Source organism: Streptomyces sp. NPDC028298, assembly GCF_055565895.1.
This window is the reverse complement of sequence record NZ_JBVHTL010000003.1, coordinates 326,840-346,768: the sequence shown is the minus strand read 5'-3', so window position 1 is coordinate 346,768 and position 19,929 is coordinate 326,840. Positions and strand designations below refer to the sequence as shown.

At 72.3% G+C, this 19,929-nt stretch carries 17 protein-coding genes; 8 read left to right on the top strand and 9 right to left on the bottom strand.

Annotation, left to right across the window (positions count from 1 at the left end; all coding sequences use genetic code 11):
• The first annotated feature begins 204 nt into the window (after window positions 1–204).
• Entirely contained in the window at window positions 205–528 is a 324-nt protein-coding gene (locus ACZ4TO_RS16735; protein ID WP_382786629.1) for a hypothetical protein, read from the top strand.
• A 395-nt stretch (window positions 529–923) separates the two neighbouring features.
• Entirely contained in the window at window positions 924–1,439 is a 516-nt protein-coding gene (locus ACZ4TO_RS16730; protein ID WP_382786636.1) for an ATP-binding protein, read from the top strand.
• 59 nt (window positions 1,440–1,498) lie between these two features.
• Here ACZ4TO_RS16730 and ACZ4TO_RS16725 read toward each other — a convergent pair whose 3' ends face one another.
• From ACZ4TO_RS16725 to ACZ4TO_RS16705, 5 genes are all read right to left on the bottom strand, one after another.
• Window positions 1,499–4,060 (bottom strand): ABC transporter permease, encoded by a 2,562-nt coding sequence (locus tag ACZ4TO_RS16725; RefSeq protein WP_468024524.1) that lies wholly within the window; start codon window positions 4,058–4,060, stop codon window positions 1,499–1,501.
• The gene (locus ACZ4TO_RS16720) at window positions 4,057–4,815 is read right to left on the bottom strand and encodes an ABC transporter ATP-binding protein (protein WP_468024523.1); all 759 of its coding nucleotides are present in this window, start codon (window positions 4,813–4,815) and stop codon (window positions 4,057–4,059) included. The genes ACZ4TO_RS16725 and ACZ4TO_RS16720 overlap by 4 nt, the downstream gene beginning before the upstream one ends.
• On the bottom strand, window positions 4,812–5,117 hold the full coding sequence (locus ACZ4TO_RS16715; RefSeq protein WP_382786650.1) for an SHOCT domain-containing protein: 306 nt from the start codon (window positions 5,115–5,117) through the stop codon (window positions 4,812–4,814). The genes ACZ4TO_RS16720 and ACZ4TO_RS16715 overlap by 4 nt, the downstream gene beginning before the upstream one ends.
• 206 nt (window positions 5,118–5,323) lie before the next feature.
• Complete coding sequence (locus tag ACZ4TO_RS16710) at window positions 5,324–6,562, bottom strand: ROK family protein (RefSeq protein WP_382786653.1); 1,239 nt, start codon at window positions 6,560–6,562, stop codon at window positions 5,324–5,326.
• A 121-nt stretch (window positions 6,563–6,683) separates the two neighbouring features.
• Window positions 6,684–7,361 carry an alpha-ketoglutarate-dependent dioxygenase AlkB family protein gene (locus ACZ4TO_RS16705; RefSeq protein ID WP_382787230.1) on the bottom strand — a complete coding sequence of 226 codons (678 nt, stop codon included), beginning with the start codon at window positions 7,359–7,361 and terminating at the stop codon, window positions 6,684–6,686.
• Between the two features lie 59 nt (window positions 7,362–7,420).
• Between ACZ4TO_RS16705 and ACZ4TO_RS16700 the strand changes: the two genes are divergently transcribed.
• Both ACZ4TO_RS16700 and ACZ4TO_RS16695 read left to right on the top strand, forming a co-directional pair.
• Window positions 7,421–8,575 (top strand): methyltransferase, encoded by a 1,155-nt coding sequence (locus ACZ4TO_RS16700; protein ID WP_468024522.1) that lies wholly within the window; start codon window positions 7,421–7,423, stop codon window positions 8,573–8,575.
• 141 nt (window positions 8,576–8,716) lie between these two features.
• Window positions 8,717–10,114 carry an FAD-dependent oxidoreductase gene (locus ACZ4TO_RS16695; protein WP_468024521.1) on the top strand — a complete coding sequence of 466 codons (1,398 nt, stop codon included), beginning with the start codon at window positions 8,717–8,719 and terminating at the stop codon, window positions 10,112–10,114.
• Between the two features lie 124 nt (window positions 10,115–10,238).
• Here ACZ4TO_RS16695 and ACZ4TO_RS16690 read toward each other — a convergent pair whose 3' ends face one another.
• The 3 genes from ACZ4TO_RS16690 to ACZ4TO_RS16680 form a co-directional block, all read right to left on the bottom strand.
• Window positions 10,239–11,471 (bottom strand): MAB_1171c family putative transporter, encoded by a 1,233-nt coding sequence (locus ACZ4TO_RS16690; protein WP_382786661.1) that lies wholly within the window; start codon window positions 11,469–11,471, stop codon window positions 10,239–10,241.
• A 499-nt stretch (window positions 11,472–11,970) separates the two neighbouring features.
• A complete protein-coding gene (locus tag ACZ4TO_RS16685) occupies window positions 11,971–12,822 on the bottom strand; it encodes a class II fructose-bisphosphate aldolase (RefSeq protein WP_468024520.1) in 852 nt (283 codons plus the stop codon).
• Window positions 12,823–13,082: 260 nt separating this feature from the next.
• Window positions 13,083–13,964, bottom strand: coding sequence for an SIS domain-containing protein (locus ACZ4TO_RS16680; RefSeq protein ID WP_468024519.1), 882 nt, complete (start codon window positions 13,962–13,964; stop codon window positions 13,083–13,085).
• 122 nt (window positions 13,965–14,086) lie between these two features.
• On the opposite strand from ACZ4TO_RS16680, the gene ACZ4TO_RS16675 reads away from it, so the two are divergent.
• The 4 genes from ACZ4TO_RS16675 to ACZ4TO_RS16660 all read left to right on the top strand — a co-directional run bounded on the left by ACZ4TO_RS16675 (window position 14,087) and on the right by ACZ4TO_RS16660 (window position 19,418).
• Window positions 14,087–14,866: a DeoR/GlpR family DNA-binding transcription regulator gene (locus tag ACZ4TO_RS16675; protein ID WP_385039619.1), complete on the top strand. Its 780-nt coding sequence runs from the start codon at window positions 14,087–14,089 to the stop codon at window positions 14,864–14,866.
• Window positions 14,867–15,254: 388 nt separating this feature from the next.
• Complete coding sequence (locus tag ACZ4TO_RS16670; RefSeq protein WP_385039622.1) at window positions 15,255–16,700, top strand: glyceraldehyde-3-phosphate dehydrogenase; 1,446 nt, start codon at window positions 15,255–15,257, stop codon at window positions 16,698–16,700.
• Window positions 16,701–17,287: 587 nt separating this feature from the next.
• On the top strand, window positions 17,288–18,454 hold the full coding sequence (locus tag ACZ4TO_RS16665) for an MFS transporter (protein ID WP_468024518.1): 1,167 nt from the start codon (window positions 17,288–17,290) through the stop codon (window positions 18,452–18,454).
• 199 nt (window positions 18,455–18,653) lie between these two features.
• Window positions 18,654–19,418 (top strand): maleylpyruvate isomerase family mycothiol-dependent enzyme, encoded by a 765-nt coding sequence (locus ACZ4TO_RS16660; RefSeq protein ID WP_385039628.1) that lies wholly within the window; start codon window positions 18,654–18,656, stop codon window positions 19,416–19,418.
• Window positions 19,419–19,481: 63 nt separating this feature from the next.
• On the opposite strand, the gene ACZ4TO_RS16655 is transcribed toward ACZ4TO_RS16660, so the two are convergent.
• The gene (locus ACZ4TO_RS16655) at window positions 19,482–19,895 is read right to left on the bottom strand and encodes a MarR family winged helix-turn-helix transcriptional regulator (protein WP_468024517.1); all 414 of its coding nucleotides are present in this window, start codon (window positions 19,893–19,895) and stop codon (window positions 19,482–19,484) included.
• Between the last annotated feature and the right edge of the window lie 34 nt (window positions 19,896–19,929).

Below are 19,929 nucleotides of genomic sequence, written 5' to 3'. Positions count from 1 at the left end.
ATCCCGGTTCCGGGGACGCTCGGATCCCGGTTCAGGGGGGCGCATCCCGGCCTTTGCTCCCGTCACCGCGACCGCCTCGCCATACGTACTGGTGCTCGTCGCCACCTGCGGGCAGACTGCACCGCGCGGGGCGGTGGTCCCCGACGCGGATGCACACTGGGTCACGACAGGACACAGCCGGAGCGCACAAGGGGGCGGAGCGTCATGGCGGAGCCGGAGTTCACGGCCACGGGCGTGCGGATCGGGAAGAGGCTGCGTTCGCTCACCCGGGCCGGACAGGTCCGGATCAGCGACGGCAGGCTGGAACTGCTCACCAGCTACGGCAGCGAGATCGACAGCGCGCCGGTGCAGGCGGTGCGCGCCTCGAAACCCTGGTTCGCCCACGAGGACCGGGCGTTGGCGGATGTCAACGGCACGCGGTACTCGCTCACGCTCGGTGAGCACGATCCGGCACCCGGCCGGGCGGGCCCCCCGTCGGCGCGCCGCTTCATCGAGGCGGTCCGCAAGGCGTCGGGACGGGGCGGCTGAGGTACGCGGTCGGCAGGGCGCCGGGGCTCGGCGGCTGACGTCCGCGGTCCACAGGGGCGCGGCGAGCGGCTGACGTACGCGGTCCACAGGGGCGCGGCGAGCGGCTGACGTACGCGGTCCACTGGGCGCGGCCCAGCGGCTGAGGTGTGCGGTCGGCGAGGCGTCGGGACGCGGCGGCCGAGGTGCGCCGACGGCGCCCGCCACACGTCCTGGAGCACCGCGAGTTGCGGGACCGTGCCCCCTGAGTCACTCTGATGTCACATCACTCTGGGTTTACCGGCGATAACGCTGCGAACCAGCCCGCCGGTCATCACAGCAGGCGGCCGTTCGACTCAGCCACTCTGCTGGATCCGATCTCCGCCTTCTTCCGGACCTCAATTCGGGGAGTCGCAGCCGTGATCAGCCAGCCAAGCAGGCATTGCACGGTGGAGCTCCAAGCCCTGCCGTCGCGGATCGGCCAGGTCCGCAGAATCGTCTCTGCGCAGTTGCGCTACTGGCATCTTGACCCCTTGATAGACCGGGCCGCGCTCGGCGTGACCGAGCTGCTGTCGAACGTCCACCGGCACGCCCAGCCGGACAAGATCTGCACCGTGGAGATCGAGCTGCTGCTCGACCGGCTCACGGTCTCGGTGCACGACCACGACCCCCGGCTCCCGGTGGTGCGCGAGGCCGACCCCGGCTCCACCTGCGGACGCGGCCTCGCCATGGTCGCGGCGGTCAGCGAGAGCTGGGGTGTGCGCCCCGACGGCGAGTCGGGCAAGGTCGTGTGGTTCACGCTGCCGGCGTCCACCCCCGTGGTGGCGGCTTCGCTGCGTCCGCCGTACGAGATCGCCGACGAGGTCACCCTCCGGCACACCGTCGACGTGCTCAGGCCGGAACACGCTCCCGCCCGGTCGGCCGTTGCCGGCTGACCGGGCGGTGATCCCCCTCCCGTACGCGGCTCGCTCACGAGCGTCGTACGGCACCGGGCTCACTCCGTGGCGATGGCCCGCAGCACGTCGAGGCGGGCCGCCCGCCGTGCCGGACGCAGTCCCGCGAGGGCCCCGGCGGCGAGACCCACCAGCGCCACCACGACCAGCCGCAACGGCGGGACCGCGAAGGCGAAGGCGCTGTCCGACGCCCCGTCGGACGCCTCGACCAGCACCCAGCCGAGGAAGGCACCGAGGGCGAGACCGCCCGCCGTGCCGAACGCGGCGACCAGGACCGACTCCCAGCGGACCATGGCGCGCAGTTGCGCCCGGGTCTGTCCGACGGCCCGCAGCAGACCGAGTTCCCGTGTGCGTTCGTGGATCGCCAGCGTGAGGGTGTTGGCGATGCCGAGCAGCGCGATGAGCACCGCGAGCGCGAGCAGCGCGTAGACCAGGGTCAGCATCATGTCGATGCCGGACGCCGACGACTGCGCGTACTCCTCCCGGGTCTGCACCTCGGGACTGCCGTACCGCTCGGCGACCTTGCGCACCGCCGCCTTGCCGTCGGCCGTGCTCACCCCGTCCTTGAAGGAGACGGCGACGAGCGTGTCGGCGTCCTGGGTGCGGTGCGGGGCCCAGGCGGCGCGGCTGATGACGTAGTCGCCCGCGAGCTCCGAACGGCCGTAGACGGCACGGACGGTGAAGTTCACCCGCTGTCCGTCGGTGAAGGTCAGCCGGGCGGTGTCACCGGTCTTCAGGTGCTGTCTGCCGGCCTCCGCGCGGGTGATCGCGATGCCGTCGGCGCCGAGGCCGTTCAGCGAACCCTGTACGCGTCCGAGGTCGAAGACCTCGCCGAGCGTGACCGGATCGGTGACGGTCAGCGCGCGGCCCTGACCCTGGACCTCGGCGACTCCCTTGCCCAGTCCCACGGCGTGCTCGACCTCCGGCCGGCTCGCGATGGCCGGGGCCAGTCTCGGACTGAGTCCGCTGCCGCCCGCTCCGAACGACGGTGTGCTGACGGCGACATCGCCGGCGAAGGACCGCGAGACGGTCTGGTCCATGGTGGCCTTGAGCGAGGCGCCGAAGACCGTGAACAGCGAGACGACGGCGACGCCGATCATCAGGGCGCCCGCGGTGGCGGCGGTCCGCCGGGGGCTGCGCAGCGCGTTGCGCCGGGCGAGTCCGCCCGTGACGCCGCGCAGTCTGCCGAGCGGCGCGCCGAGGACCCGTACGGCCGCCGAGGACGCGACCGGTCCGAGGACGACGAACGCGGCGAGCGCCAGCACGGCGCCGAGTCCGGCGAGCCACAGCGACGGGGTGAGCAGGACACCGGTGAGGGTGACGCCCACCGCCAGGACGGCCAGTACGCCGCCTGCCGTCGCCCGGGTCCGGGAGGCGCCGGACTCGTCGACCGCCGTCTCCCGCAGGGCGGCGAGCGGAGGGGTCCGTCCGGCACGCGCGGCGGGCAGCAGGGCGGAGCCCAGGCAGACGACGACGCCGACGAACAGCGGCAGCAGCATGGACAGGCCGCTGATCACCAGACCGCCGTCCGGGAAGGGGAACCCGATGGCGGGGAAGAGGGCCTGGAGCCCGGCCGCGATACCGATGCCGCCGGCGATCCCCGCGGCCGAGGCGGCCACGGCGACGGCGCTCGCCTCGGCCAGGGTCGACGCGGTCACCTGGCGTCGCGAGGCGCCGAGGGCGCGCAGCAGCGCGTTCTCCCGGGTGCGCTGGGCGACGACGATCGCGAACGTGTTGTGGATGGAGAAGGTCGCCACCAGGAGCGCGATGCCGGAGAAGACGAGCAGCAGCGTGGTGAAGAGGGTGAGGAACTGGCTGGAGACCATGTCCGTGTTCTCCTGCGCGGACGCCTGGCCCGTGATGGCCTCGACTCCCCTGGGAAGTACGGGAGTCACCGCGGAGACGAGTTCGTCCTGACCGACTCCGGGGCCGGCCCGCACGCGGATGCTCGCGGCCTCGCCGGGCTTCGCGGTGAGGTACTTCTCCGCGTCGGCCTGTGTCATGCCGGTGAACGTCACCTGGGCCATGCCGTCCTCGCCACCGAAGGTCGCGAGGCCGACGACGGTCACCCGGACCGGGTCGGGGGTCCTCAGGACGGTGGTGTCGCCGATCCTCAGGTGGCCCTTCTTCGCGGCTCCGCGGTTGACGACGACCTCGCCGGACCTCGCGGGGGCGCGGCCTTCGGCGAGCCGGTACGCGTTGAGTTTCGGGTCGTCGATCCAGTTGCCCGCGAGGGTGGGCGGGCCCTGTCCGCCGATGGGCTTGCCGTCGGAACCGATGAGCTGGCCCGCGCCCTGGATGTCGGGCGCGGCGGCGGCGACACCGGGGACCCGCTCGATCGTGGCGGCCAGATCGGTGCGGACGGGAGCGCGGACGCCCTGGCTCTGCCCGGGTGTGGTGATGACGCCGGCGCTGCGGACGACGGCGTCGGTTCCCTTGGTCGCGTCGCCGAACATGGTGTCGAACCCGGCGCGCAGGGTGTCCCCCATGACGAGGGTGCCGGCCAGGAACGCGACGCCGAGGAACACGGCGAAGAACGTCCCGGCGAAGCGGCGCTTGTGGCCGCGCAGCGACGAGAGGCTGAGGCGCAGTGCGGCGTTCATACGGGCGCGCCTTTGCTGTCGAAGGCCTTCATGCGGTCGAGGACCTTGTCGGCGGTCGGGTTCTCCATCCGGTCCACGAGGCGTCCGTCGGCGAGGAAGACCACCTCGTCGGCGTGGGCGGCGGCGACCGGGTCGTGGGTGACCATGACGACCGTGCGGTCCATCCGGCGCACCGCCCGGCCGAGGAGGTCGAGGACTTCCTGGCCGGAGCGGGAGTCGAGGTTGCCGGTCGGTTCGTCGGCGAAGACGACGTCGGGCTCCGAGGCGAACGCCCGTGCCACGGCGACGCGTTGCTGCTGTCCGCCGGACAGTTCGCTCGGCCGGTGGTGGAGCCGGTCGCGCAGACCGACGACGTCGACGAGGGTGTCGGTCCACGCGCGGGAGCCCTTGGTCCCGGCGAGGTCCATGGGCAGGGCGATGTTCTCGGCGACGGTGAGCGTCGGGATCAGGTTGAACGCCTGGAAGACGAAGCCGATCCGGTCGCGGCGCAGCAGGGTCAGCCGGCGGTCGTCGAGGGCGCCGAGTTCGGTGTCGCCGATGTACGCGGCTCCCGAGGTGAGCGTGTCGAGCCCGGCCGCGCAGTGCATGAGGGTGGACTTGCCGGACCCCGAGGGCCCCATGATCGCGGTGAAGCGGCCGGCCGGGAATCCGACGCTCACTCCGTCCAGGGCCCGGACGGCGGTGTCGCCACGGCCGTACACCTTGACGGCGTCGACCACACGGGCCGCGTCCGTACGGCCGGTCGCGCCGGTCATGCCGCACCGCCCTTGCCCGTGCGTCCGAACTGCTCGTCGAGGACGGAAAGCCGGCGCCAGTACTCGTCCTCGTCGATCTCGCCGGAGGCGAAGCGGCGGCCGAGCACGGCGATCGGCGAGTCACCGGCCGGCAGGGAACCGCCGGGACCGAAGCCGCCCGTCGCCCGCCAGGGGCCACGGCCCGAGCGCCAGGCGGTGCGCCGCAGCACGGTCACGACGCCGATCACGACCGCCGCCCAGATCAGCGGGAAGAACAGGATCCACGGGCCGGGACCGCCGTCCCAGTTCGCCAGGGTCTGCATCTCGAGTCATCTCCTCGGTGGAACCACGCGGCTGCGCGGGATCTCTTGGTGATGTCTCGAGACTCGCTCCGGGAGGGGGTCCGCGTCGTCGTACGGCCAGCGGCCGTGCGCGTACCTCCCCGGGAGTACGCCGGGCTCCCCGGGCTGCTTCGCCGGTCACTCCCCGCGGCCGGGCCCGCTTCACGGTGCTCGGGCGCACCCGGGGGTCAGACGGGCAGTGCCTTCAACGGGTCGTCCAGCACCGGCTGCCAGGCCAGCTCGGCGGCGCCGACCAGGCTGTTGTGGTCCAGCGTGCAGGCGAGGATCGGCACCCCGCCGCTCCGCCCCCACAGGCTGCGGTCGGCGACGACGGCGCGCAGCCGGTCGGGGTCGGCGTCCAGGAGGGCGCGGTGCAGTCCGCCGAGGATGATGCGGTCCGGATTGAGGATGTTGACGAGACCCGCGAGGCCGAGACCCAGGCGGTCGATGAGTGCCTCGATCGCCGTACGGACGGCGGGATCGGCGCTCTCGTGGCGGATCAGTTCGTTGGACTGCTGGAGCAGCGACACCTCGGGGCCCGGGGTCCGGCCGGCCGCGGTGAGGAAGGCCAGCGGGTCGGCCTCGACGTCGAGACAGCCGCGGCTTCCGCAGTGGCAGGGGCGGCCCTCGGGGTTGACCGTGAGATGGCCGACTTCGAGGGCGAGCCCCGAACTGCCGGTGTGCAGACGCCCGTCGAGCACCAGGGCACCGCCGACGCCCCGGTGTCCGGTGGCCACGCACAGCAGATCGCGGGCGCCCCGGCCCGCTCCGTGCCGGTGCTCCGCGAGGGCGGCGAGGTTGACGTCGTTGGCGGCGAACGCCGGCCCCTCGATCCCGGCCGCACGCACCCGCTCGGCGAAGATCTCCCGCACGGCTGAGCCGGCGGGCCAGGCCAGGTGCAGGGGGTTGAGCGCGAGCCCTTCGGGTTCGGTGACGGCCGACGGCACGGCGAGCCCGGCCCCCACGCAGCGGCGCCCCGTCTCACGGAGCAGTTCGGCGCCCGCGTCGACGACGGAGCCGAGCACCTTGGCCGGGTCGGGGTCCACGGTCTCGCAGCCGGGGGCGGTCGCGACGATCCGGCCGCCGAGGCCGACCAGCGCGGCGCGGAAACCGTCGGCGTGCACCTGCGCGGCCAGCGCGACGGGCCCGTCGTCGGCGAGTTCCAGCCGGTGCGAGGGCCGACCCTGGGAACCGGCGGCGGCGCCGGGCCGCGCGTCGACCCGGATCAGTCCCAGCGCCTCCAGCTCCGCGGCGACCGCGCCCGCGGTCGCCCGGGTGACGCCCAGTTCGGCGGTGAGGACGGCACGGGTCGGCGCGCGCCCGGTGTGCACAAGTTCCAGCGCCGGTCCGAGTGCTCCGCGCCCCCGGTCGAGCCGTGTCCGTGTACTGCCATCCCCCGCCGTCCGAGGGGCCGCCTTGCCGTTCATGAGGGCGAGTCTCCCATGATCCGCTCGCGCGGGGCCCGTCCGGTCGCGGCCCGAGGGGACCGGCCCCGCGTGCGTCCCTCCGGTCGCGGCGGCCGCCGTACGAGCGCGACGGCGTCCGCGGCTACCGGGCGGGCTCCGGCGGGAGGCCGCTCGCCCGGAGCGTGAGGTTCAGCCGCCCGGTCAGGCCCAGCCCGGGGGGAGCCGTGCCCGCGTACACCTTCGGCACTCCGTGGTAGGCGAGCCGTGACGGGCCGCCGAACACGAAGAGGTCGCCGCTGCGCAGCTCGATGTCGGTGTACGGCCGTGCCCGCGACTCCGTGTTGCCGAAACGGAAGACGCAGGTGTCGCCCAGGCTCAGCGACACGACCGGGGCGTCGCACGATTCGTCGCTGTCGCGGTGCATGCCCATACGGGCCTCGGCGTCGTAGAAGTTGATCAGCGCGATGTCGTACGGGGCGGACGGATCCGCGCCCGGAGCGTCGGGGCCGAGGGCGTCCGTGACCGCCTCGCGGGCCAGCCCGCCGAGCCGATCGGGGAAGGGTTTCACCGGTGAACCGTCGCCGTCGACCACCGTCCGCGCGTAGCCGTACGGGTACCAGTGCCAGCCCAGACAGACCTGCCGGGCGGTCATCGTGCCGCCGCCGGGGGTGCGGACGGTGCGCAGGCCCGCCGGCGGGCGGGCCCAGCCCCGGCAGGCGTCCAGGAGGTGCCGCTGACGTGCGGCGTCCAGCCAGTCCGGGAGGTGCACGGCGCCGGGCGCGAGCTCCGTCCTGCCGCGCGGGAACAGCTCCGCGTCGATCGACATGCCCCCATCCTCGCGCACGTCGAGCGGTCCCGGTCCCTTAGCCTTGACCCACGATGAACGACCGGATGACGACACCCTGGGGCGAGTACGAACTCGCCCGCTTCCCCGAGGACCCGCGCGACCGGCTGCGCGCCTGGGACGCCGCCGACACGTATCTGCTGCGGCATCTCGCGGAGAGCGGCACCCCGCTGACGGGGTCGGTCGTCATCCTCGGCGACCGGTGGGGCGCCCTCACCACGGCTCTGTCCGAGCGGCGGCCGACGCTGATCACCGACTCGCACCTCGCGTGGGAGTCGACCCGCGCCAACCTCGCGCGGGCCGGTGCCGGGGAGTCCGCCGTCCGTCTCCTCACGACCCAGGACCCGCCTCCCGAGCGGATCGACGTGCTGCTCGTGCGGGTGCCGAAGAGCCTCGCCCTGCTGGAGGACCAGCTTCACCGGCTGGCGCCCGGGGTGCACGAGGAGACGGTCGTCATCGGCACCGGGATGGTCAAGGAGATCCACACCTCGACGCTGCACCTCTTCGAGCGGATCCTCGGTCCCACCCGTACGTCGCTGGCCGAGAAGAAGGCCCGCCTGATCTTCTGCACCCCGCTCCAGGGGATCGCCCGCAAGGCCAACCCCTGGCCGTACCGCTACGAACTGCCCGACGACGTCGGCCCGGTCTCGGGCCGCACGGTCGTCAATCACGCGGGCGTGTTCTGCGCCGACCGCCTCGACATCGGCACCCGCTTCTTCCTGGGGCACCTGCCGCGCAGCCGGGGTGCCGAGCGGGTCGTGGACCTGGGCTGCGGCAACGGCGTGCTCGGTACGGCCATGGCGCTCGCCAACCCCGAGGCCGAGGTGCTGTTCGCCGACGAGTCGTACCAGGCGGTGGCCTCGGCGGAGGCGACCTACCGGGAGAACGCCGAGGGGAAGGCCGAATTCCGTGTCGCCGACGGACTGGAGGGTGTGCCGTCCGGGAGCGTCGACCTCGTCCTGAACAATCCCCCGTTCCACTCCCATCAGGCGATGACGGACACGACCGCCTGGCGGATGTTCGCGGACGCCCGGCGCGCGCTGCGCCCGGGCGGCGAGCTGTGGGTGATCGGCAACCGCCATCTCGGCTACCACCTGAAGCTGCGCCGGCTCTTCGGCAACAGTGAACTGGTCGCGGGCGACGCCAAGTTCGTGATTCTCCGGGCCGTGAAGAAGGATGCCGAGCGATAGACCGGCCCACCGGCGCCGACCGCCCCGGAGACGCTCACGCGCCGCACCAACGGCACATTCCACTCACTTTTTGATCACCTCTGGACAGTCGCGCGTACGACCGTAGAGTGATGCCGATCACCAATGACAACAGGGGGAATCATGTCGCGGCGCGCTGTCGTCATCGGCGGGAGCGTGGCCGGCATGCTCGCCGCCGCGGCCCTGTTCCGGTCCATGGACGAAGTGATCGTCCTGGAGCGCGACGAGCTGCCCGACAGGCCGTCCCCGCGCAAGCGCATCCCCCAGGCACGGCACGCCCACATCCTGCTGCCGAGCGGACGCGACGCGATCCAGGAACTGCTTCCGGTGGCGGACGTGCACGGACGCCTGCTCGCCGCCGGGGCGCACGAGCAGTCCCTGACCGACATGCTGGGCTTCGGCCCGCAGGGCTGGTACCGCCGCTGGGACGTCGTGGCCGAGGACCTGCTGCTCACCTGCTGCAGCCGCGACCTGCTCGACTGGACCCTGCGCGACGCGGTCGTGGGCACGACTCCCGTCCGGGTCCGCCGGGCCGAGGCGGTGTCCCTGCTGGGAACCGCGGAACGCGTCACGGGTGTACGCGTTCTCGCCGAAGGCCTCCAGGAGGACCTGCGCGCCGACCTCGTCGTCGACGCGAGCGGACGGGGTTCGCGGGTGGAGCACTGGCTCGAAGGCCTCGGCGTGACGGACATACCGACCGACGAAGTCGACTCGGGACTCGTCTACGCCAGCCGGATCTTCCGTGTCCCGAAGGGCGCCGAGGACTTCCCGCTGACACAGGTCGAGGCCGACCCGACCGCGAACCGGCCGGGGCGCTCCGGGAATCTCGTACCGATCGAAGGCGGCCGCTGGCTCGTCAGCCTCGCGGGCACGCGCGGCGGCGAACCCGGCAGCCGTCCCGAGGCGTTCACCGACTTCGCCCTCAACCTGCGCCACCCGATCATCGGTCAGCTCGTCTCGGCCGCCGAGCCGCTCACCGAGGTGTTCCTCAGCCGCAGCACCCGCAACAGGCGCCGCGACTTCGACAAGACGGCGATGCCCGAGGGCCTGGTGGTGCTCGGTGACGCCGTCGCCACCTTCAACCCCGTCTACGGCCAGGGCATGTCGGTGGCGGCCCTGGGTGCCCAGGCGCTGAGCCGGCAGTTGCGGCAGACCGACGTGACCGCTCCGGGCTTCGCCCGCGACGTCCAGCGGGCGGCCGCCAAGTCCGTCGCCGCCGCCTACACGATGAGCACCTCGCAGGACCAGTGGTTCCCGGAGGTCGTGGGCAAGGCTCCGACGCTCACGGACCGGCTCCTCAGCCGCTACATGGGCCGGATGTCACGCGTGGCCACCACCTCGTACGCCGTGTCCGCGGCGATGTGCAGGGTCATCACGCTCCAGGCCGACGCGAGCCGGCTCGTGGGCTCGGAGCTGCTCGTGGCCACACTGAAGGGACCTGTCAGGGAACCCCTCACCGGGCCTCCGCTGACCGAGGAGGAGAGCGCCTTCCTGGACTCCGTGGACCCGCTCGCCGTATGACGGCGGCGCGCGTCGCCGTATGACGCGTCGCTCGCCGTACGGACGTCGGTCCCGCCCTTTCACGCTGCGGGCCTCCGTGCCACCGTCGCGTGAGGGGCCGGGACGGCCGAGGCGCGGGGCGTGCTCAGGACGGCTGTCGCACCGCGGTTCTACGGGACTGGATCGCGGCGTCGACGATCGGTGTGCGCACCGCCTTGGACAGGCTCAGCAGGGACGGCTGGCCCGTGTCCAACGACCGCGAACCGACGGCCGGCCGACGCACGCGCGCGCTGACCGAGACCACCACGTCGACGTCACCCACCGAGATGCCGATGGTGCCGGTCTCCCCCATGGGAGTCGGCGCCTCCGCGAGAGCGGCCACGGCCACCATCGCGGCCATCCCGATCGTCTCGGCCTCCGCCGCCGAGGATCCGGCGGCCAGAGCGTCCCGGTAGGCGCGGCTGCGCACCTGGTCGTCGAGCTGTCCGGCGAGCCGTTTGAGACCGTCGCGAATGGCGGTCTCCCTTGTCGTGAGCCGCAGTTCGACGTCACCGATCATCCGCCACGACAGTGCGCCGAAACAGCGCCGCCGGCTGCCCGGCCCCGCCAGGAGCTGGAACAGCGGACGCAGCCGCACGAACGTGACGGCCGAGTCGACGCGCGGACCGACGAGGGGAAGGATGTAGCCGGCGGAGGCCAGACAGGAGCCGACCGCCACGAGCGGCGCGACGCTGGTGCTGAGGCTGTCCCAGTGGTCCCCGCGCCAATGAGCGGTCAGCGCGACGAACTTGACGACGCTGTAGGCGCTGGTGAACAGCCAGCCCAGCACGAGCAGGACCAACGAGCCCCGCGTCCAGCGTTTCACCTTCCGTATCCAGCTCCAGCACAACAGGGTCGTCGTCACCGCCGCCACCATGTGCGCCACCAGGTACAGCACGATCATCTCCCGGATGAACGGCGTCGAGGCGTAGTAGGTGTCGAAGTCGGCACGGCGCTCCACGGGCGCGTCGCCCAGTGAGAACAGCACGCCCTCGGCGGCGATCACGCCCAGGTAGCTGAACAGCCAGGCCCGCGACGTGCGCCGCACCTGGGCGGGGTCGCTGCCCCGCCAGTGCACGATGAGGATGAGCGAGGCCGCGCCGAAGGCGGTCACCGCGCCGTAGGTCAGCGGTGCCGCCATGTTCGGAATGCCCGTAAGGCTGTTGACGAGAGCGACGGTGGGCGGCGCCCCGAGCACGAAACAGAGTCCCGAGAGAAAGATGACCGCGCAGAACGACCGTTTGAGCGGGTCCCTGCGGTGCCGGCGCAGATCCGGGAGCTGAGCGGCGAGGCCCATCCAGAGGACGGCGGCGGCGAGGTAGTAGATCAGTCCGTTCACATCGGACCCAGGAGTGTGCGAGGCCGGAGTCCCCGATGCGCGCCGGGGCGCGGGCCGGATTCCGGGATCGTCCTGTTCACCGGGGCGTACAGCCGGCCCCCACCCGCCAACCTACCGATACCGGCCAGAAGTTGACCGCTCAAGGCCTTCTCCGTCCTGCGCCCGGACCGGTGCCCGACCTGCCCCGAAAACACCGCAAACCCCTGCTCCCCGCGTTCATGGGGGCTTACGGACGCGTGCCCGAGCGGTCTCCGGGGCGTAGGTTCACCCGCGAGCCCGCCGTGCCCTTTCGGCCTCCTCATAGTCGTTCACCCTAGCCACCTTGTCACCCGCTCGAACTGTCGTCGGTGCAAAAGCACATGAGGAAAACGGCTTCCACCGGCAGCGACCCCCGGGGAGGGGTCGCTTTGGGGCGCATGTCCGGCTGCAGGGGTATCCGGACGGGGCCGGGACCCTCGGCACGGCGACGCGCCCCCTCGCTTCTCCCCGGCGAGGCCGCTCACCCCCGCAGTACGGAGATGAGCCCCGCCACGGTGCGCGCCATCGCCTCGCGCCCCACCCCCAGGTACTTCCGCGAGTCCACGGCGTCGGGGCTGGCGGTGAGGAACTCCCGTATGGCGCCCGTCATCGCGATGTTCAGCGCGGTACCGACGTTGACCTTGGCGATTCCGCCCTCGACGGCCGCCCGCAGCTCCCCGTCGGGCACCCCGGAGGAGCCGTGCAGGACGAGGGGGACGTCGAGCGCGGCGGCAAGGCGCTTGAGGAGGTCGTGGTCGAGGGCCGCGGTGCGGGTGGTCATGGCGTGCGAGCTGCCGATCGCCACCGCCAGGGCGTCCACGCCGGAGTCGGTCACGAAGGCCCGGGCCTCCTGGGGGTCGGTACGGGCACCCGGCGCGTGCGCGTCCCGCGGGGGTTCGCCGTTCTTGCCGCCGATCTCCCCCAACTCCGCCTCGATCCACAGGCCTTGGGCGTGGGCCCAGTCGGCGGCGGCGCGGGTCGCGGCGAGGTTCTCCTCGTACGGCAGGCCCGAGGCGTCGTACATGACGGAGCTGAACCCGGCACCGGGCGCCTGGCGCAGCAGCTCGTCGCTCTGTACGTGATCGAGGTGCAGGGCGACGGGCACGGAGGCCCGTTCGGCGGCGGCGGTCGCGGCGCGGGCCAGCGGGAGCAGCCTGCCGTGGCGGAACTTGACCGCGTTCTCGCTGACTTGGAGGACGACGGGCGCGCCGACCGACTCCGCCCCCGCTATGACGGCCTCGATGTGTTCGAGGGTGATGACGTTGAAGGCGGCGACGGCGGTCCGGGGCTCGGCGGTCCGGGCGACCAGCTCTCCGGTTGCTGCGAGGGGCACAACTCCTCCTGTTCCATGGGGGATCGAGCCGAGCCGGGGCGGTGGCTTCGGCGGTACCGGTGGCCTTAAGGGCTGGGGGCCCCGGGGGCACCGGCGACCTCAAGGGGCTCGGTGGCCCCGGCGGCACCAGCGACCTCAAGGGCTCGGTGGCCCCGGCGGCCCCGGTAACCTCAAGGGCCCGGTGGCCCTGGTGGCCCCGGTGACGGCGGCGACTGCGGCGGCTTCCGGGGGCTCGGTGAGCGCGGGGAACGGCGGGCGGTTCAGCCGTCGAGGATCACCGAGCGGGTGAGGTGGCGGGGCCGGTCGGGATCGAGGCCGCGTGCCGCGGCGACGGCGACGGCGAGGCGCTGGGCGCGGACGAGCTCGGCGAGCGGGTCGAGGCCCCCGCCGACCCACAGACCCCCGGTCCCGCGGACCTGTTCGGCCAGCCCGTCGGGCGCTTCGCCGAGCATCCAGGTGGCGGTGCCCCGTGTCGTGATGCTGATGGGGCCGTGCCGGTACTCCATCGCGGGGTAGGCCTCGGTCCAGGCGAGGGACGCCTCCCGCATCTTGAGCCCCGCCTCGTTGGCGAGCCCGACCGTCCAGCCGCGGCCGAGGAAGGTGAACTGCGAGCAGCCGACGAGCTCTTCGGGCAGCGGGGTGTCGAGCGCGGTGCGCGCGTCCGCGACGACGGCCTCGCCGTGCAGGCCGAGGTGGGCGCGCAGCAGGGTGAGCACGGTCGTGGCGAACCGGGTCTGCACGACGGAGCGTTCGTCGGCGAAGCCGAGCACAATGACGTCGTCCGCGGACTTCATCACGGGTGTGTCCGGGTCGGCGGTGACGGCGGTCGTACGGGTCCGTCCGCGCAGTAGGCCGAGCAGTTCGAGCACTTCGGTGGTCGTCCCGGAACGGGTCAGGGCGACCACGCGATCGTACGAGCGGCCGGCGGGGAACTCCGAGGCGGCGAAGGCGTCCGTCTCCCCCTGCCCGGACTGTTCGCGGAGCACGGCCGCGGCCTGCGCCATGAAGAACGAGGTGCCGCATCCCACGATCGCGACACGTTCCCCCGGCGCCGGCAGCGCGGCCGCGTGCGCCGCCGCCTCGTCGGCCGCGCGGATCCAGCACTCGGGCTGGCTGTTCAGTTCGTCCTCGACATACGTCATGGCTTACCCCTCCCACCGATGCTCGTTTCTGCAAGATATAGCGAGGTTTCGAGCACAATCAAGCATCTGGACGCGGTTGGGGTGCGTTAAGGTCGCGGAGGAGCGAGGAAGGGAGAGCGCCGATGTCGCGGGACGCCCGATGGAAGGCGCTGCTGGAGCTGCTCGTGGAGCGGGGCCGTCTGGACGTCGAGGAGGCCGCGGCGCGGCTGGAGGTCTCGGCGGCGACGATCCGGCGCGACTTCGACCAGCTCGCCGAGCAGCAGATGCTCGTGCGCACCCGGGGCGGCGCGGTCGTGCACGGCGTCTCGTACGAACTGCCCCTGCGCTACAAGACGGCCCGTCACGCCTCCGAGAAGCAGCGCATCGCGAAGGCGGTCGCCGACCTCATCGCCCCCGGCGAGGCGGTGGGCCTCACCGGGGGGACCACGACGACCGAGGTGGCCCGCGCGCTCGCCGTACGCCCGGACCTGGCGTCCGGCTCCCCCGCGCTGACCGTGGTCACGAACGCGCTCAACATCGCGAACGAGCTCGCCGTACGCCCCCAGTTCAAGATCGTGACGACCGGCGGGGTCGCCCGGCCGCAGTCGTACGAGCTGATCGGGCCGCTCGCGGACGCCGTCCTCAAGCAGATCACCCTGGACGTCGCGGTGCTCGGCGTGGTCGCGTTCGACGCCACGCACGGAGCGGCCGCCCACGACGAGGCGGAGGCGGCGATCAACCGCCTGCTGTGCGAGCGGGCCGAGCGCGTGATCGTCGCCGCCGACTCCAGCAAGCTGGGGCAGCGCGCGTTCGCCCGCATCTGCGCGGCCGAGTCGGTGAACACCCTCGTCACGGACGCGGCGGCGGGGCCCGAGACGATCGGACGGTTCGAGGAAGCCGGCATCGAGGTCCTGGCCGTATGACCGTCCGGCCCGTCCGGCCCTTCGACCTGACGACCGCCCGCGCCTGACGGCTCCGACCCGCGGGGCGGGACCCGGCTCACGGCACCGGACCTGGCTCACCGCACGGAGGCGCAGGTCCTGCCTCGCCGCGCGGAAGCGCAGGTCTTGCCTCACCGTGCGGAGGCAGGACCTGGCTCACCGCGCGGAACCCGCCTGCGCCCGTCACCCGGCCGGCGGGCCAGCGGGCCAGCGGGCCGAAGCACGCTCGCGGGAGGCACCCGACCGCCCCCGATCCCATGCCACGAACGCCCCGGCGGACGTCGGCCTCCCCACGAGTGGACACCGCATGAACGTCAGAAACAGGGTCCGGTTACCATATGAGCGCCACCTAGCTCGAAAGATGATTCCTGTGACTGTCAACGACGACGCGTTCACCAACTGGAAGACCCGCGAAGAGATCGCGGAGTCGATGATCCCCATCATCGGGAGGCTGCACCGGGAGCAGGACGTCACCGTTCTCCTGCACAGCCGCTCCTTGGTGAACAAGTCGGTGGTGAGCATCCTCAAGACCCACCGCTTCGCCCGGCAGATCGCCGGCGAGGAGCTCTCGGTCACCGACACGCTTCCGTTCCTCCAGACGCTCACCACGCTCGATCTCGGCCCGTCCCAGATCGACATCGGCATGCTCGCCGCGACGTACGCGGCCGACGACCGCGGCCTGTCCGTCGAGGAGTTCACCGCCGAGGCGGTCTCCGGGGCCACCGGTGAGAACAAGATCGAGCGCCGCGAGGGCCGTGACGTCGTCCTCTACGGCTTCGGCCGCATCGGCCGTCTGCTCGCCCGCCTGCTCATCGAGAAGACCGGCTCCGGCAACGGCCTTCGCCTGCGCGCCATCGTCGTGCGCCAGGGCGGCGACCAGGACATCGTCAAGCGCGCCTCGCTGCTGCGCCGCGACTCCATCCACGGCCAGTTCCAGGGCACGATCACGGTCGACGAGGCGAACAGCACGATCATCGCCAACGGCAACGAGATCAAGGTCATCTACGCCAACGACCCGTCCGAGATCGACTACACGACGTACGGCATCAAGGACGCCATCCTCGTCGACAACACCGGCAAGTGGCGTGACCGCGAGGGCCTCTCGAACCACCTGCGCCCCGGGATCGACAAGGTCGTCCTGACGGCTCCGGGCAAGGGCGACGTCCCGAACATCGTGCACGGCGTGAACCACGACACGATCAAGCCGGACGAGCAGATCCTGTCCTGCGCCTCCTGCACCACCAACGCGATCGTGCCGCCGCTCAAGGCGATGGCCGAGGAGTACGGCGTTCTGCGCGGCCACGTGGAGACCGTCCACTCGTTCACCAACGACCAGAACCTGCTGGACAATTACCACAGCTCCGACCGTCGCGGCCGCTCCGCGCCGCTCAACATGGTCATCACCGAGACGGGTGCCGCCTCCGCGGTCGCCAAGGCGCTGCCCGACCTCAAGGCGCCGATCACCGGCAGCTCGATCCGTGTTCCGGTGCCGGACGTCTCGATCGCGATCCTCAGCCTGCGTCTGGGCCGCGCGACGACCCGCGAGGAGGTCCTCGACTACCTCCGCAACGTGTCGCTGACCTCGCCGCTCAAGCGCCAGATCGACTTCATCAGCGCCCCCGACGCGGTGTCCAGCGACTTCATCGGCTCGCGCCATGCCTCGATCGTCGACGCCGGCGCCACCAAGGTCGAGGACGACAACGCGATCCTCTACCTCTGGTACGACAACGAGTTCGGCTACTCCTGCCAGGTCATCCGCGTCGTCCAGCACGTCTCGGGCGTGGAGTACCCGACGTTCCCGGCTCCGGCGGCCTGAGTCCGGATCCACCCCGGGCGCCTCGCGTTTCGGCGGGCGCCACACGACGCCCAGGCGCCTCATGTTTCGGCGGGGGCTCCCGGGCGGGTGCGGTGAACACCCGAACCGCTCGCGGTACAGAGCACGATCGCTGAACAAAGGCACGACACCGAGGGCCGCCATCCGCATTCCGGACGGCGGCCCCGGCTTCTGGAGCGGCTCGCCACCGAGCGGGACACGTGGGCGCCGACGGCTCACCCCGATCGCGGGCCGCACCGATCGATGGTCCGCGGCTCGACCTACGTTGTTCGGCCCCCGAGCCGGGCCCGACCGAAGCCGTATGACACTCGAGCCCGGCTCGACCGAAGCCGTACAAGCCACACGTCGGGCTCGACCAACGCCGTACGACCCCGAGCCCGGCCCGACCGAAGCCACGGCCCCGAGCCCGGCTCCACGGATACGCGAGCGGGACTCCATCCGGCCTCCACCAGCGCATTCGCATGATCGCGGCCCTCGAATCCCGGCCCGCCCCTCCCCTTGCCCCGAGCAGGTCAGCCGTCTAACGTGAGTTTGTGCCGCTCATAAACAAAACGGTCCCGCACAGTGTCGTGCCGGATCGTTCCCTCACCCGACTCCGTGTCACCCTCACCGCCTTCTTCGCCCTGGACGGCTTCGTCTTCGCCGGGTGGGTCGTCCGTATCCCCGCCATCAAGCACCAGACCGGCGCCTCCGCGGGCGCGCTCGGCCTCGCCCTTCTCGGCGTCTCCGCCGGGGCCGTGATCACCATGATGCTGACGGGGCGCCTGTGCCGGCGGTTCGGCAGTCACCCGGTGACCGTGGCCTGCGCGGCGCTGCTGTCCTTGAGCATCGTCCTGCCCCCGCTCGCCCACTCGGTACCGCTCCTCGGACTGTTCCTGCTGGTCTTCGGCGTGGGCTACGGCGGGATCAACGTCGCCATGAACAGCGCGGCCGTCGATCTCGTGGCCGCGCTACGACGCCCCGTGATGCCCAGCTTCCACGCGGCCTACAGCCTGGGCGGCATGCTCGGAGCGGCTCTCGGCGGGCTGGTCGCCGGGTATCTGTCACCGACCCGCCACCTGGTCTGCGTCGCCGTCGTCGGCCTGCTCGTGACCGCCGTCGCGGGACGCGCGCTGCTCCGCGAGCAGGTCCCGGTCGCACCGGACCGCCCACAGGGCGACGCATCCGGACAGCGCCGCCGTCTCGACTCCCGCACCCGCGGCCTGGTGGTCGTCTTCGGGCTGATCGCCCTGTGCACCTCGTACGGCGAGGGCGCCCTCGCCGACTGGGGCGCGCTCCATCTGCAGCAGGACCTGGACTCCCGCCCGGGGACCGCCGCCGTCGGCTACTCCTGTTTCGCCCTCGCCATGACGATCGGCCGGCTGAGCGGGACGGCCCTGCTCGAACGGCTGGGCCGGACCCGCACGGTGGTCATGGGCGGCACGACGGCCGCGCTCGGCATGCTGCTCGGTTCGCTCGCACCTTCCGTCTGGGCCGCGTTCCTCGGATTCGCCGTCACCGGGCTCGGCCTCGCCAACGTCTTCCCCGTGGCGGTCGACCGGGCCGGCGCGCTCGCCGGGGCGAACGGGGTCGCCGTCGCCTCCACCCTCGGATACGGGGGTCTGCTGATCGGGCCGCCCGCCATCGGGTTCATGGCCGACTGGTACTCCCTGCCGACGGCGCTCACGAGCGTGGCGGCGCTGGCGGCCGTGGCCGCCCTGATCGGCTTCACGACGCGCCGCGCCGCGACGGGCTGACGGGCATGGGGAGGCACCCCGGCGCAACGTACTGACGGGGCATGGGAGTGCCGGGCCCCCGGGCTGACGGGGGTGGGGGCGCCGGGCGAGGCGACAGCAGAGCCGAGCCCCAGCCCCGACACGCTGAAGTCGCCTCCCCTCCCCCGCACTTCAGCCCCGCCCTCCGCGCCCGGCGCCCGCGTCGGGCACACTTCTCGGCATGGAGATTCGGGAGTTCGTGGAGACCCTGGACCGGGAGGGCCGGTCGCTGGCCACCGCCGCGGAGAAGGCCGGCACCGACGCCGAGGTCGCGACCTGCCCCGGCTGGCAGGTCGGGGATCTGGTGCGGCACACGGGCATGGTCCACCGCTGGGCCACCGCGTTCGTCGCCGAGGGGCTCACCTCGTACCACCCCGACGGCGGTCTGCCGGATCTGGACCACGACGAGTTGCTGACCTGGTTCCGCGACGGGCACCGCCGGCTCGTGGACACGCTGACCGACGCCTCGCCGGACGTGCGGTGCTGGAGCTTCCTGCCGGCGCCCTCGCCGCTGGCCTTCTGGGCGCGCCGCCAGGCGCACGAGACCACGGTGCACCGGGTCGACGCTGAGTCGGCACTCGGCGGGGAACCCACCGCCGTCCCCTCGGACTTCGCGGTCGACGGGATCGACGAGCTGCTGCGCGGATTCCACGGCCGGGACAGGAGCAGGGTCCGCACCGAGGAACCCCGGGTGCTGCGCGTGCGGGCCACGGACCGCGCGGACGCCGTGTGGACCGTACGCCTGTCGTCCGGACCGCCGCTCGCCGAGCGCGGCGCTGACCCGGATACCCATCGTGAGGTGGACGCGGGCGTGGACTGCGAGTTGGCGGGAACGGCCGCGGGGCTCTACCTGGCCCTGTGGAACCGCGCCCCGTTCCCGGCCGTGACGGGTGACGCCTCACTCGCCACGCTGTGGCGGGAGAAGTCCGCCATCACCTGGAGCTGAGGAGCACTTTCGCCGGCCCGGCCTCCGCATCGGCGGGGAACCGCGGACCGGGCGGCAGCCGGGTCACTCCCCGCAGGCCACCGGGTCGCCCGCCAGCATCCGGGCCAGGACCGCACGCTGCAACGGCAGTACCTCGCCGTGCAGTTCACGCCCCTTCGGGGTGACGCACACCCGCACGCCGCGTCGGTCCTCGGCGCACATTCCGCGCGTCACGAGGCCGTCCTTCTCCAGACGTCCGATCAGGCGGGACAGGGCGCTCTGACTGAGATGGACGCGCTCGGAGATCTCCTGGACGCGGAAGCTGGGGCCGCCGTCCGCGGCCGTCCCCGTCGTCAGCAGGTCGAGGACCTCGAAGTCACTGGCTCCCAGACCGTGGGGATGCAACTCGCGGTCGAGTTCGCACAGGGTGCGGGCGTGCACCGTCAGGATGCCGCGCCACTGGTCCACGAGCCCTTGCTCGGCATTCTCGGCAGCCATGCACGCACCGTAGCAAAGAATCGACTTTGTTGCG

What these genes read in the sequence shown, in the direction of transcription:
- ACZ4TO_RS16735 (WP_382786629.1), top strand. Translation starts at nt 205, where the DNA reads ATGGCGGAGCCGGAGTTCACGGCCACGGGCGTGCGGATCGGGAAGAGG.
- ACZ4TO_RS16725 (WP_468024524.1), bottom strand. Translation starts at nt 4,060, where the DNA reads ATGAACGCCGCACTGCGCCTCAGCCTCTCGTCGCTGCGCGGCCACAAG.
- ACZ4TO_RS16720 (WP_468024523.1), bottom strand. Translation starts at nt 4,815, where the DNA reads ATGACCGGCGCGACCGGCCGTACGGACGCGGCCCGTGTGGTCGACGCC.
- ACZ4TO_RS16715 (WP_382786650.1), bottom strand. Translation starts at nt 5,117, where the DNA reads ATGCAGACCCTGGCGAACTGGGACGGCGGTCCCGGCCCGTGGATCCTG.
- ACZ4TO_RS16710 (WP_382786653.1), bottom strand. Translation starts at nt 6,562, where the DNA reads ATGAACGGCAAGGCGGCCCCTCGGACGGCGGGGGATGGCAGTACACGG.
- ACZ4TO_RS16700 (WP_468024522.1), top strand. Translation starts at nt 7,421, where the DNA reads ATGAACGACCGGATGACGACACCCTGGGGCGAGTACGAACTCGCCCGC.
- ACZ4TO_RS16695 (WP_468024521.1), top strand. Translation starts at nt 8,717, where the DNA reads ATGTCGCGGCGCGCTGTCGTCATCGGCGGGAGCGTGGCCGGCATGCTC.
- ACZ4TO_RS16680 (WP_468024519.1), bottom strand. Translation starts at nt 13,964, where the DNA reads ATGACGTATGTCGAGGACGAACTGAACAGCCAGCCCGAGTGCTGGATC.
- ACZ4TO_RS16675 (WP_385039619.1), top strand. Translation starts at nt 14,087, where the DNA reads ATGTCGCGGGACGCCCGATGGAAGGCGCTGCTGGAGCTGCTCGTGGAG.
- ACZ4TO_RS16660 (WP_385039628.1), top strand. Translation starts at nt 18,654, where the DNA reads ATGGAGATTCGGGAGTTCGTGGAGACCCTGGACCGGGAGGGCCGGTCG.
- ACZ4TO_RS16655 (WP_468024517.1), bottom strand. Translation starts at nt 19,895, where the DNA reads ATGGCTGCCGAGAATGCCGAGCAAGGGCTCGTGGACCAGTGGCGCGGC.